The 12,156-nt window shown below is 32.9% G+C and carries 14 protein-coding genes; 6 read left to right on the forward strand and 8 right to left on the reverse strand.

The features are described from left to right. The first annotated feature begins 169 nt into the window (after nucleotides 1-169). Nucleotides 170-1,384 (forward strand): translocation protein TolB, encoded by a 1,215-nt coding sequence (locus tag AB1284_RS13260; protein WP_429748787.1) that lies wholly within the window; start codon nucleotides 170-172, stop codon nucleotides 1,382-1,384. A gap of 195 nt (nucleotides 1,385-1,579) precedes the next feature. Here the strand turns inward: AB1284_RS13260 and AB1284_RS13265 are convergent, their stop codons facing one another. Continuing rightward, nucleotides 1,580-1,720: a hypothetical protein gene (locus AB1284_RS13265; protein ID WP_429748786.1), complete on the reverse strand. Its 141-nt coding sequence runs from the start codon at nucleotides 1,718-1,720 to the stop codon at nucleotides 1,580-1,582. A 187-nt stretch (nucleotides 1,721-1,907) separates the two neighbouring features. Between AB1284_RS13265 and AB1284_RS13270 the strand changes: the two genes are divergently transcribed. Continuing rightward, a complete protein-coding gene (locus AB1284_RS13270) occupies nucleotides 1,908-2,540 on the forward strand; it encodes a type 1 glutamine amidotransferase family protein (protein ID WP_429748785.1) in 633 nt (210 codons plus the stop codon). 664 nt (nucleotides 2,541-3,204) lie between these two features. Beyond that, nucleotides 3,205-3,639 carry an SMI1/KNR4 family protein gene (locus tag AB1284_RS13275; RefSeq protein ID WP_429748783.1) on the forward strand — a complete coding sequence of 145 codons (435 nt, stop codon included), beginning with the start codon at nucleotides 3,205-3,207 and terminating at the stop codon, nucleotides 3,637-3,639. Nucleotides 3,640-4,141: 502 nt separating this feature from the next. Here AB1284_RS13275 and AB1284_RS13280 read toward each other — a convergent pair. Continuing rightward, nucleotides 4,142-4,597, reverse strand: coding sequence for a DUF6843 domain-containing protein (locus tag AB1284_RS13280; protein ID WP_429748782.1), 456 nt, complete (start codon nucleotides 4,595-4,597; stop codon nucleotides 4,142-4,144). Between the two features lie 1,549 nt (nucleotides 4,598-6,146). Between AB1284_RS13280 and AB1284_RS13285 the strand changes: the two genes are divergently transcribed. Next, a complete protein-coding gene (locus AB1284_RS13285) occupies nucleotides 6,147-6,761 on the forward strand; it encodes a DUF3885 domain-containing protein (RefSeq protein WP_429748781.1) in 615 nt (204 codons plus the stop codon). 151 nt (nucleotides 6,762-6,912) lie between these two features. Here AB1284_RS13285 and AB1284_RS13290 read toward each other — a convergent pair whose 3' ends face one another. Both AB1284_RS13290 and AB1284_RS13295 read right to left on the reverse strand, forming a co-directional pair. Next, nucleotides 6,913-7,728, reverse strand: coding sequence for an Imm26 family immunity protein (locus AB1284_RS13290; protein ID WP_429748779.1), 816 nt, complete (start codon nucleotides 7,726-7,728; stop codon nucleotides 6,913-6,915). A 159-nt stretch (nucleotides 7,729-7,887) separates the two neighbouring features. Next, on the reverse strand, nucleotides 7,888-8,517 hold the full coding sequence (locus AB1284_RS13295) for an immunity protein Imm33 domain-containing protein (protein WP_429748778.1): 630 nt from the start codon (nucleotides 8,515-8,517) through the stop codon (nucleotides 7,888-7,890). 235 nt (nucleotides 8,518-8,752) lie between these two features. On the opposite strand from AB1284_RS13295, the gene AB1284_RS13300 reads away from it, so the two are divergent. After that, entirely contained in the window at nucleotides 8,753-9,130 is a 378-nt protein-coding gene (locus AB1284_RS13300; protein WP_429748776.1) for a DUF6262 family protein, read from the forward strand. Nucleotides 9,131-9,173: 43 nt separating this feature from the next. Here AB1284_RS13300 and AB1284_RS13305 read toward each other — a convergent pair whose 3' ends face one another. The 4 genes from AB1284_RS13305 to AB1284_RS13320 form a co-directional block, all read right to left on the reverse strand. Next, nucleotides 9,174-9,686, reverse strand: a complete 513-nt coding sequence (locus tag AB1284_RS13305) for a HEAT repeat domain-containing protein (RefSeq protein WP_429748775.1) — start codon at nucleotides 9,684-9,686, stop codon at nucleotides 9,174-9,176. Between the two features lie 58 nt (nucleotides 9,687-9,744). Beyond that, on the reverse strand, nucleotides 9,745-10,371 hold the full coding sequence (locus AB1284_RS13310) for an SMI1/KNR4 family protein (RefSeq protein WP_429748773.1): 627 nt from the start codon (nucleotides 10,369-10,371) through the stop codon (nucleotides 9,745-9,747). 41 nt (nucleotides 10,372-10,412) lie between these two features. Continuing rightward, the gene (locus tag AB1284_RS13315) at nucleotides 10,413-10,808 is read right to left on the reverse strand and encodes a hypothetical protein (RefSeq protein WP_429748772.1); all 396 of its coding nucleotides are present in this window, start codon (nucleotides 10,806-10,808) and stop codon (nucleotides 10,413-10,415) included. 138 nt (nucleotides 10,809-10,946) lie between these two features. Next, a complete protein-coding gene (locus AB1284_RS13320) occupies nucleotides 10,947-11,423 on the reverse strand; it encodes an SMI1/KNR4 family protein (protein ID WP_429748770.1) in 477 nt (158 codons plus the stop codon). A 199-nt stretch (nucleotides 11,424-11,622) separates the two neighbouring features. On the opposite strand from AB1284_RS13320, the gene AB1284_RS13325 reads away from it, so the two are divergent. Further along, nucleotides 11,623-11,850 (forward strand): hypothetical protein, encoded by a 228-nt coding sequence (locus AB1284_RS13325; RefSeq protein WP_429748769.1) that lies wholly within the window; start codon nucleotides 11,623-11,625, stop codon nucleotides 11,848-11,850. Nucleotides 11,851-12,156: the final 306 nt, after the last annotated feature.

Genomic DNA, 12,156 nt, shown 5'->3' on the forward strand with positions numbered 1-12,156 from the left:
TCAATTGTTTTATATTTATAATCTCAGTCTCCCATCCCGCCCATTGAGGAACTCCCTTTGAAGCATCCTTCATAATTTATTTGCCCTTAAACTGTACCTAGTGTTGTTGTATTTAGAGGCTGCATCTTAACCCTTAATCAGGACATCCTATGACAAGGAGGGATAATCAATGGTAATGAGGGTTTTATTAATAATATTAGTCTTTTTTTGTTTTTCAACAATAGCTTCTGCTGAAGCACCCCTTAGAGCTGCTTTTATCCGAGACCATCAGCTATGGATAAAAGAGGGAGATAAAGAAACACAACTCACAAAGGATCGGCATGTTTACTCTCCCAAATGGTCAAACGACGGTCGGTTTATTGCCTATTTGGATGGTGATGAACATGCTACAAAAACATATTTGTTTATTTATGATTCAAAGCAAAAAGAAAGCTACCAACCATATGAAACAATTGAAACAAGAAATTTTCAATGGTCACCGATTTCAAATCAACTAGCCTACAATGCGGGTGGTGTACTAAACATTACAAAAACAAAGAATGGACGACCAAAAGGCTTTGAGAATGTTTCTTTAGGTGTAAGCGACTTTGCATGGTTTCCAAACGGAAAAGAGTTCGTAGCTTCGTCACAATCCAATTTACTCCCTACTGGATGGGAACCAGTTCACCTTTTTAAAATTCCAGTAGACGCTAATCTCGATTCGAATAAAATAAAGCCTTTTTACACCATTCAAACAAATACAACTGACTTATTTGCGATTAATGCCGAATATTTCAAGTGGAGTTCTGATGGTAAATGGGTTAGCTTTCTAGCTACACCCACAGCTTCTTGGTCCAATGATAGCAATACACTGTGTGTCCTATCATCAACAGGAGACCACTTTCAAGTTGTAGGAAAAATGCTCTGGTATGAAGACTGGATAAAATGGGCTCCGACAAAAAATCAACTAGCCTACATATCTGGTGAAGGTAGATTTTTCGTTGAAAACAAAAAAACAACCGTTTCCGACATTCCAATCTTAAACCAACAAAAGGAATATACACCAAAAGGGTATGTTGATCTTGATTTAGATTGGTTCTCCCCAGACGTGGTGATCATTGCTCGTGCAAAAGAAAACAAGGAATGGAAAGAAGGACCTGTTCCAACAATGTTTACAACTCTATATGCAATTAATATAAAATCAGCAGAACAAAAGCAGATTTCCTTTCCAAAGGAAAATGAACTAGACCGTAAGCCTCAAGTTGTTGGATCATATATTACTTGGTATCGAAAGACTCAAAAGGAAAATCAAGGAGAAGTATGGATTAAAAATGGAATAAATGGGCCTGAACATCGCTGGTTAAAAAATGTAGACTCTGCTCCAATTTTTTCCACTACAAAGTAACAGAATCATCCATCGCTTCCACATTTATTGTAAAAGAATGAGTTTGTTGAATTACCATAAGATTACTTAAAAATGAGATAAAATCAGCTGCGCTTTTTGTACATTCAAAACCTATCGTACACGATTTTGTCTATATAATTAACTACAGCAATTTAAATTCTTCGCAAAAACAAATTTTCATTGATACATTTGCTTTCAAATCTCCTCCTGTACCGCAAGTGGTAATTCACGCGGTATCCAAAGATGCCCTCGATCACGAATTGATGTTTCCAAGAGCTTGATCCCTTTCTCACGTAATTCCTCTGCTACAAAGCGCACTTTTCGTATATGAAACATCTCCGTCGTTTCTACAGGCTGTTCAAGATACGCTTTTTCACTAACATAACACCATTTTTAACGAGGATAAGTTTAAAGTCAGTTGAATAATTATCTTGTCTAATTGGTTAATTTTGGTGTAAAATCATAAGGGAACATAAGTTCTTATTATAATAGGCTATATCAATTGTGATTGGGGTGTTATAGGATGCAAACAAAAAAAGTTTATCTTTATGTATTTAATACAATGTCAGACTGGGAATATGGATATTTAATTGCTGAACTAAACTCAGGGAGATATTTCAAAAAAGATTTAGCGCCTTTAAAAGTAGTTACAGTAGGAGCTAATAAAGAAATGATTACTACGATAGGAGGACTTAGCATAAAACCAGATATCTCCCTTGATGAATGTACTATCGAGAGTAAAGACCTTTTAATTTTACCTGGAGGGAATACTTGGGGAGAGGATATTCATCAACCTATCTTAAAAAAAGTTGGCGAAGCTTTAAATATCGGCACTATTGTTGCTGCAATTTGTGGCGCAACTGAGGGACTGGCAAATATGGGATATCTAGATTCTAGAAAGCATACAAGCAATGACTTAAATTATCTAAAAACGGTCTGTCCTAATTACAAAGGAGAAAAATTTTATGAGATGGAACCTGCAGTATCTGGTGAGAATTTAGTTACTGCATCAGGAGTAGCTCCTCTGGAATTTGCGATGGAAGTATTGAAACAATTAGATGTATTTGCACCAGATACATTACATGCATGGTATAACCTAAATAAGACTCATCAATCTGAATACTTCTTCCAGTTAATGAATTCAATAAATAGATAAAGCAACAATTTATGCGAAAAGAGCCTAAATGAAAGAGGGATTAAATGAACCCCCGTAGTGTTCATTTAATCCCTCTTTCAGAATACTTTTTATATCAACTTTTTCTTTAAGAAATTCATGAACACGGTTTGTTTTCCAACCTCTTGGGCGACTTCTCCTTCCTGACGATGGCACGTTACCTACTTACCTACTTCTAGCCAAGGTTTATATTCTTCCTTATATCCCTGCCCTCGTCCTTCTTTTAAATAACAGTTGATTCTAGCTTCAGTCCACTGATATTTACTCTCCATAATTCACCTCTTATATATTCAGTATTATCAGTATCATTAAAATCAAACTGGTTATGCTGTATTTATTTTGAAAGTTTCTTCCCAAAAAGTCAAACGTATGTTCGTTATTAACATGATATTTTTCCTACTATACATGTCCAACTCTTGCTACATGTATATGCGAATATACTAAAAATACGCCCCATTACTGAAAGTAACACTCCCTTCCATTTGAACAAACAAGTAAATGAACATATAAAAACGTTTTATATTTTTAGTCTGTTAATGGACATTGTTGATATTCTTATTGACTTAATGGAGAAGTTTCATATAATGAAACATTCAGGTAAAATTAACATACATACAGAAAAAGCGTTAAAGAGAGGATACGAACTATGTGGAAGACTTTTATCAGCAATGTTTCAACAGATTTTCAATTTAAACTTCCTGCAACGAAAGCTGAAATATCCCAAATAAAAGAAAAGCTTAATGTTGAATTACCAACTGATTTATCCAGTCTATTGCATGAAACGAATGGTGTGTTAGATGAATATGACTGTCCTTTCATTTGGTCAATTGAACAAATCCTTGAAGAGAATCTAAATATGAGAAATTTTGAAGATTTTAAGGATTTGTATATGCCTTTTGATTGTCTGTTGTTTTTTGCAGATGGAGGAAACGGCGATTTGTTTGGATATACAATATTAAATGGATCCATACAAAAAGATGATATATATGTTTGGAATCACGAAAACGATAGCAGAACGTGGGTTGCCCCATCATTACAAACATTTGTTGAATGGTGGAATGATGGTACCATTACTGTTTAATTACAATTTTCAAGCTAACTTTTATATCGAAACCAATAAACTAACCTGAAGTGAAGCAAATTAGATAAAAAAAGATACGAAAAACATGATGCATTGTGAAGATAACAGTTTATGTTCGCTTCGATGTAAGAGAATAGAAAAGATAAGATAAAATCAGAAATGACATATCGTGATAAAAGAAGATTTAGCAAAAAACAAAAACCATCATGATTGCATGTTTCCTGACTTTAAAAAAGATACGAATTTCAAAAAAAAAGAGCATTGAAAACAAAGTTAAGTAGTTCCGATAATGTGGAGAAAACCCAAAATCACAGGTTAAATAACTTATGAATTAGCAACATACATAACAATATAATTATCACACAAAAAAGCTTGGGGTAATTTAATGAAGCGAACCTCCAAGCTTTTTGATTTTAATGTGTGTATTGTTTATTGAATTAAAGCCCCCCGTTAGTGAAATTATGCTATGTAATATCCGTTTATTTAAAATAAATTGTTTTTATTATCTTTCGATGGCTGAGCATCCTTGATTTTCAATTTCTTTAGAACCAAATATATGATAATTATAGTCTCTTTTAGGTTTTCCATCTTCTTGTACAGATCCATTAGCACCAAAACGTATTTTATCCTGTGGTAACTCTTTTATTTTCTTGCCACTTTCATCTACATAAAATGCTTTTAATTGGAATGCTCCTGAGTGTTTTTTATTAACCCATCCAAATTCCATCGGGGAAGAAGTATTTATTATACCGTCTTTTGGTACTTTATAGATAATTTCATTATTTTCTATCTGCAAAGGTTTTGCATCTTTCACATCATAATTTATAACTACACATCCCTCAAAACCATTCGGTAATAAGTATGTTTGATCAACTCCTTGTTGGTTACTATTTAAAAATAAATAAGTTGCTCCTACTACAACTAAAAATAATAAAACTATTCCTATTTTAGCTTTCATAAATACACCTCATTTTTTCAAACTTTATACTTATGATATTTACCATATTTCTCCGCGAAAGCGGGACTTTTTATAATTGGATAGAATTCAATAAACAAACTTAAAAATCAAGAAGAGAAACGAAAATTAGATAACATAAGAGAAAATAAAAAAAGATAAGTAAAACACGATGCGATGTTTACCCTTTATGTTTTACTAACTGCTCATGTTCGTTTTAAGGTAAGAGAATAAGAGAGAAAAGATAAAATAAGATAAGATAAATAATATAGCTAAAAGAAGATCTAGCATAACACTTTATTCATTCGAGCATACTTAATTATTGTTCATTTAGATCAGTCAACTGACTAAATAACCAGGTAATAAATTCTATAAAACTCAGATACTTAATTTGCAATTATCCCCTTTTATTGTAAAATTACACTAAATTTATAATCACAAAGGGGAGATAGTTATCAAACTGTTAGGTATATTATTAACTGTAATCGGAACAGTTTCTTCTATCTTTGGATTAATACCAGTAATACTTATATATCCATACAAGCATTGGAATTATGCTTCTGAATACTGGGAATTTATCTTGTTTCAAGACGTGAACAGAATATATTGGCAGATAGGAATGCTTCTATTTTTAATTGGTGTGTACTTGCTTTATAAAAAAAGAAAAAATAATTAAATAAACAACCTTTTTATTAACATAACATCTCACTCTAGATTTTTTGATTATTCCGATATCGCTACAATTAAAAGACAACATTGCGATATCCTTAGATGGCATCGCAATGTTCATAAGTACAAAGATCGAAAATGGCTCGCAATCATAAAAAAAGGAAGGTGATACAAGCCACCTTCCTTTTTGGTTTGGGTAAAAATAAATTTTTATGCAAATTGATGAATTGTCATACTTAATTCATATTTCATTCCAGTATACCTAACTTTGTCACAGTATACTTAATTATTGTTCATTTAGAACCATGGGCAGTGACAAAAATAAACGTTACTACGAAATCCGCAAACCCGCATCATTAGATGGCGGTTTTTTTATTTGTTACAAAAAATAGTGTTACTGAAATTTTTTCAATTTTTAATATATGTGACAAAAATAAGCGTTACTAACGCAACCTAATCATTCCACATTCAATTACATTTGCATAAACATACCGTATTACAAAAATATAAAAAGCTCACCATTGATAATATTATTTATTTAAGATAAAAATTAACACGGTTGTTTGGACTTAACGGGTTCGCTTTTCGAGTACAAAACAGTAAATAGCGCACAAAATAGCAGTCGAATTCTCAACTGAATTGGACTGCTTATTTTTATTGATATTACGGGGATTATGGTCAATATGAAGGTGAAATAGCACACTAATACGCACCACTTTTAGAAAGGTGACAGAAATAATTGTCAAGCTGTGAATTCGTATGTTAAAACGGTTGTTAATTACCTTGCTAATTTGGTTTTATAAAGAAGGTTTTCTGAATTTATATGTTAAAATCAAAAAGGGAACTATTCGATTAAAGAGGGTGTATTGCTATTAATAATTATATGAATAATCATTTCCCTAACTTAAAACTAAGACCACCTCTTTTTTATAATTGGGATGTAGGTATTCGGTTTGAATTAGGTAATCCCGATGAAGATGATAAATTAAAATATATGGAGCGTGTCTATCACCGTTCTTTATACTTATTTAAAAGTCTCCATTCTTCTAATGATGAAATAATCATCGTAGCCAATGTACATCATGCTAGAGAAGAAAATATTTTAAGAAGAAGAAAGTTAAAGATATTTAGTAACTATATAAAGTCCAAAAAAGTCTTATTTAAATTGCGACATCAAGTTATTCCATATGTCTTTGAAGAGGCATACGACATATACGACTTTGAAACTCACAGATACACTCTTGAATGTAAAGTATCAGACGTAAAATACACTAACTTAATTAAGGCAATTTGTAATCGTGAGATGGATATTAAACCTCAAATTTTTTACGATGTGTTTTTTATCAACAAAACCAAAAGTACCATCTATCATGTTTATGATGACAGAGGTTGTGATGTTATAGCCCTAGAAAAAGTGGCATTAAATGATTTGTATAAAACCCTCAATAGTTGGGTTTTAGAATATGACAGAGAGAGAATTGATAATATATTTCAATAAGTAAAAAATGCTCAGTACCTTAAAAGGATCTGATCATTTTTATGTGTTAATGTTCTTGATTAACTGCTTATGAATTATGTGTTAATTTTGTTGCTAATTGTGATTTTGTACTTCAAAACCGAACCCGTTAGTTTGGACTACCGTGTTGTTCTTAATTCCACTTTTTCTCTTTTCTATATTCTTCTCTTTCTATTGGTGATAAAACTTTTGCAATGTTAGAACGTTTAAATGGTGATAATAAAATTTTGTCAAAATAATCTTCTTCATAGAAAACGTTCCACGGAAAAAGTCCGTAATAAGCATTTGCTAACTTAAGAAGAATACCGTCATTACAACTCATTGAACCAACATCACCTAGTCCGCGATGTTGCCAAGGAACCTTCTCTATATCAATCCTTACATCTGCATTTCCAATCACCTTCCAATCACCCTTGTCTAACGAACTAGGAAGTAATGTTAATACGGAGATAAAAGGATGATTTGAAATCTTTGCTACAGTTGGGATAGTCTCTGTATTTAAATCAAATAGTCCACAAACGGGACTACCAAAAGGTTTCCATAATATCTGTCCAAACCCATATGTACCATTACTAAGATTAAGCAAAAATATGTCTCCCACTTTCCACTTTTGTTTTTTAGGGCGTTTGTGAGAAAGGAGTTTCTGTTCGATTTCCATAATTCCCTCTTCTGAAATCGTAACATTAATCAGTCCATTAATAATTGCAGCAATCTTAAGTATAGTAAGAGCATTAGTGGTACGAATTACTACCTCACTTGAATCTTGACCAAAATCGATACGCTTGTATAAATCTTTTTCTATCTCGTTTCTAAGTATTTTACGAAACTGTTTTAATGCATCGTAGTTTGTTTCTACTTTTAATATCCCCGCTAAGTCCTCGACAATAAAAAAGTATGAGGATGTTGCATCTGGAAGAAAAATATCTATTTTACCTAATCGGACAGTCATATCTAATTCATCTCCCCCAAAAATAATATACATACTGATTTTCTTTAAAATTTATCATGTCGTACCCTTTGGGCACAAAAAATAGCAGTGATATTTCTTTGGAGAAAATTTGTTCTAACAAAGGAATGATTTTCACTCCTTTGTCTATCCGTTTTTACATTATTCATTTAAATAAGCATCCCAATCATAATCATCAATTTTATAAAATTCGCCTTTATCATTTCTTTCGTATGCACATAAAGGCGGTTCTTGAATAAATTCTAAAATGGAATCGTCCATATTCAGGATTACTCCAATAGAAATAATATGAAAGTTTTCAGGATCACATAGGTAGTCATCATCTTCATAGCCACTTAATATTGACCAACCAGAGTCGCCTTCTTCTCTTGAATTATCTCTAAGCATAAAGTTAAATTCCCTTTTTTCAAGAACATCATCGCTAACAGTTACCTGAGTATCAAAATAAAAATCCCAATCACATGAAGTTGGGTCCTCATATTCCGTATCGCATATGTTTTCAACTCCAAATGAAATTTCATCACCTCTTTTTAACGATAAACGATAGGGTTCATTATCCAGTTTCCCTATAAATTTCTTCTCGTTTATTTGGGTGATTTCAACCCACATTCTCTCAGCACTAAATCCATCATCTTCTTGTGTCTTAGTTACAAAGATTAACTTTACCAAATCCCCCACTTTTAATTTGTTCAATATCTCTGAACTAGGAATATAAAATGTATATGGCGATTCTTTGTTTAGCTCGTAAACATTATCTAAATACCAGGACATCCTTTTTGTCTCTCCTTAAAATGGCAAAAATTTAATTTTATTTATTTGTTTGTTTATTATATAAAACTCTAATGGCACGGTAAACAACATTTGATTATGCCACTATCCTTCATTTGCTTCATTATTACATTTTTTACAGCGGCTACTGTGACACCCCGTTGCATCATCATCTACTCTTCTTTACAATTAAAACAAGAACATACGTTCTTGTATATCATTTTATAGAAGGAGTACCATGTCCCAGCAACATCGAAATACAACGGGTGTGCAAGCATACAATAGAAAGAAAAGTTTAGAAGCGGCTGCTCGTGTTCATCACGCGATTCAAGCATTGCTTCGAGAAAATCGTTCTGTAAACTTTCATGCGGTCTCTGTACGCTCTGGCGTTTCCAAATCCTATCTGTACCGCAATGAAGAGTTATTTCAGCAGATTGACAATTTGCGAAAACAGCAGTACGACTACGATTCACCCCTCGATGAGTACAGTCTCATTGAAGAACAATATCGTACCCAAATTCGAGAATTGCTTCAAAAAATAAAAGTGCTCGAAGAACAAAATGCACATTTGGTGACGCTCTTGTATCAAACATACAAAAACACGGCCGACAAATAATGGGCCGTGTTTTTTAATAAGTCATAATTCTCGTTATCGAAAATCATTTGATTTTTTCTAGTCTCCAGATAGTTTGTTTTAATTCCTCACAAACATCTTCGTCATACTCCTCTAACAACCTATTATGTAATATAGGCAAAACTGACTTATCACCAATCTTACTTAATGCGGAAGCTACATATTCTCGAATTTCATCGTTTGGATCGTCAATACAAGTCAATAAAGAGCTAACTAACCTTACATCTGGAAAGAATTTGGCTAATTCTGTTCCCCAGTACCTTCTACCTTCATGTTTATCTTGTATAGCTCTAATTAGGTGTGGAACTACCTCATCATTACTAAATTCACGTAGTACACATGTTGCATGTTCGTATACACCATAACAATCATCTAAACTAAAAGTCATCATGATAGATTCTATACAACTCGGATGGGGATTGTCCTCGAAGTATGTAATTGCACTTGCATACTCATCTATCATTTCTTCAGTTAAATTCTCGTCATCAGGCATAGGAGAGTATTTCTTAAGTACCTGAAGTGCTTTTTCTCGATTCATTAAATTCACCCCTATTGTGTCCATAATTCCCGTTATCGGAAGTTAAAGTACCTATGTTTTAAAGTTGCATGAAGAATTTTTTCCATTTTTGTGCTATTTCACTATCTGTATTTATGCCCTTTGAATCCATAAAGATTTCCCATTGCCAAATCTCAGCCCCGATTAAATGCAAATCAGTAAACTTTTCAATAAATTCGATAAAATTATCCGCTACATAAGTGACTGAATCTTCTTCGTGATCCCAGTAGACAACAGCTGCATCTCCATTATTAGAATTCAAGTCTAAAGCAAGATAATCACCGTTGGGAACGGTATAGAACGCTAATTTTTGTCGTAAATTCTCACCATAATTATCCCCTACATCCTGTAAGCTATCTGCAACTTCTGTTACATCCTCAATCGAATCTAAATCCCAACATAGTTCACCTGCAAAGATAGCATCAAATTCAGCTGGTATAGAAAGATGATCTGGAAAGAACCATCGAAGCTCTACCTGCTTTGAAAAATTCACCAAAACCTCTTTGAAGCTAACAGGAAGAGAATAGCCTAATTGTTGTTCTATTAATTTAATTTCTTCTTCTGTTGCTGTTTTTTCAACAACGAAAGATTCAATCTTCCCTTTAATTTTCTCTATTTGATGGAACGTTTCGTTCCAGTTATTAATCCAATTTTGACTGTTCAACATAGCCAGTCCTTTCTATTTATAACATTATTAGAAGTAACCATTTACTCTTTTTCTTGTACATTTAACCAATCCCAATATGATTCAGACAACTTATCGTGTAAAAATAGTTCCTCTTCTTCTTCATCTTCTTGTTTTTCCTCTAGTTTTAAACCAACCCATATATCTTCCATATTTGCTACGGTCGGATCACTTACTCCATCTAGTAAACTTAAAGCATCATGGAACGCACCCATAATATTATCACGCACTATTTTTTCAATTGCAGTAATACTTTCAGGTGTAAAAGATTGAGATTGTAAAGCTACAAATTCTTCTTTTGTTAGATTAAACTCCTCCCACATTAATTCTTTTGATGGATTTGTTAATTGGTTTCCAACCATTGAGTATTCTTTAATAATGTTATGTAATTCCAATAAAAAGGCTTGTGTAGCGTCCATTGTTTTCTCCCTTATTAAAAGACTAATTATATTAATTTTAACAGATTCTTTGTCCGTAAATGATTGTATATCCTATTCATGTGACGTTTACATACCATCTCAGTGACAAAGAGTGTAAAGAAACAGGTAGTAGTTCAATTAATAATCCACTTCTTCTTTGACTAATGCTAACAGGAAATCCCCAAAGTTATTTGCGATCCTATCATACTTTTGTTCATCTGGTTCAAGTCCAGAATCATATGTAATCACAAGCGGCTCACCTTCGGCATTACATTGGTTAAAATCCAAGCAGTACCATTCACCCATCCCTGTATCAGTGATGACTAATACATTTTGAGGAAGATTAGATTCCTTACGCTCCGTAAGAGTAACCCAAATGGCATCGGGAACAGATGAGTTTTCAAAGTCTTCTCCAATAACGCCATATATTTCTTCACCGCCAAAGTTACCTGCGCCATATCTTTTTACAAAATCACGATACATATTTGAAAATCGAAGTCCTAAAGCCTGTTCGGCTTTCTTTACTACATCCTCGGAACGTTCTCCTACAAAATCACATTCGTCTTCATATTCCGCCATTAAAGTAATAGCTTTCTTATAATTGTCCCAACTCATTTTTTGCCTCCACATTTCAAATAGAAGATGTATCGAGTATATACGTATTATGATCTCGCTACAAATCATATTTTTGTCTTCTTGCACTATCCTGCTTCGTTAGCAGAATAAGGTCAACACTTTTTAAAAACTCCTGCCGATAATAAATGATTTTCCAAATAACGGTACTTCTCCTTACCCCCAAAAAAAGTTTATACGAATGAAAGATATTAAGTTTGATTCGCCAGAGTTGCTAAAAAAAGCACTGAAAATGGGCAGTATTTATCCAGGTAAGGATTGGGCTAAAGGTTATAATTTTATGCTCAAAAAAGACACAGAGAGAAATATTAACCTAATATTAGTGATAGGTTGGAATAGTGACCAGACAAAAATGAAAGCAGTTGGCTTTAATATAACAACAGGAGAATATATTCCACCACAGTTTTGAATACGTCTTTATTGAACGAGGGCGTTAGTTGAACAAGAATGGAGGAAACCCTAATAAATAGGGTTTCCTTTAATTTTTATGCAATTATTAACACTAAAATTTAACAGAGCCACAAACAAAAAAACTAACTAAGTAAATCCAGCCAAATTTTTTGTACCCTTTACATTCCAATTTAATGTGAATGCAAAGTCTGAGGTACCTATTCAAAATCACTTTGTTTCATTTGAATCAGGCACATTAATAATTGTATAGGTACACTATTAATTTGTTTAGGTACGTTAATATTTGTGTAGATACACTATTAAT

This window comes from Bacillus sp. S2(2024) (assembly GCF_050474045.1).
In the GTDB taxonomy this organism is placed as follows: Bacteria; Bacillota; Bacilli; order Bacillales; family Bacillaceae_G; genus Bacillus_A; species Bacillus_A yunxiaonensis.

What these genes read in the sequence shown, in the direction of transcription:
- AB1284_RS13260 (WP_429748787.1), top strand. Translation starts at nt 170, where the DNA reads ATGGTAATGAGGGTTTTATTAATAATATTAGTCTTTTTTTGTTTTTCA.
- AB1284_RS13265 (WP_429748786.1), bottom strand. Translation starts at nt 1,720, where the DNA reads ATGTTTCATATACGAAAAGTGCGCTTTGTAGCAGAGGAATTACGTGAG.
- AB1284_RS13270 (WP_429748785.1), top strand. Translation starts at nt 1,908, where the DNA reads ATGCAAACAAAAAAAGTTTATCTTTATGTATTTAATACAATGTCAGAC.
- AB1284_RS13275 (WP_429748783.1), top strand. Translation starts at nt 3,205, where the DNA reads ATGTGGAAGACTTTTATCAGCAATGTTTCAACAGATTTTCAATTTAAA.
- AB1284_RS13280 (WP_429748782.1), bottom strand. Translation starts at nt 4,597, where the DNA reads ATGAAAGCTAAAATAGGAATAGTTTTATTATTTTTAGTTGTAGTAGGA.
- AB1284_RS13285 (WP_429748781.1), top strand. Translation starts at nt 6,147, where the DNA reads ATGAATAATCATTTCCCTAACTTAAAACTAAGACCACCTCTTTTTTAT.
- AB1284_RS13290 (WP_429748779.1), bottom strand. Translation starts at nt 7,728, where the DNA reads ATGACTGTCCGATTAGGTAAAATAGATATTTTTCTTCCAGATGCAACA.
- AB1284_RS13295 (WP_429748778.1), bottom strand. Translation starts at nt 8,517, where the DNA reads ATGTCCTGGTATTTAGATAATGTTTACGAGCTAAACAAAGAATCGCCA.
- AB1284_RS13300 (WP_429748776.1), top strand. Translation starts at nt 8,753, where the DNA reads ATGTCCCAGCAACATCGAAATACAACGGGTGTGCAAGCATACAATAGA.
- AB1284_RS13305 (WP_429748775.1), bottom strand. Translation starts at nt 9,686, where the DNA reads ATGAATCGAGAAAAAGCACTTCAGGTACTTAAGAAATACTCTCCTATG.
- AB1284_RS13310 (WP_429748773.1), bottom strand. Translation starts at nt 10,371, where the DNA reads ATGTTGAACAGTCAAAATTGGATTAATAACTGGAACGAAACGTTCCAT.
- AB1284_RS13315 (WP_429748772.1), bottom strand. Translation starts at nt 10,808, where the DNA reads ATGGACGCTACACAAGCCTTTTTATTGGAATTACATAACATTATTAAA.
- AB1284_RS13320 (WP_429748770.1), bottom strand. Translation starts at nt 11,423, where the DNA reads ATGAGTTGGGACAATTATAAGAAAGCTATTACTTTAATGGCGGAATAT.
- AB1284_RS13325 (WP_429748769.1), top strand. Translation starts at nt 11,623, where the DNA reads ATGAAAGATATTAAGTTTGATTCGCCAGAGTTGCTAAAAAAAGCACTG.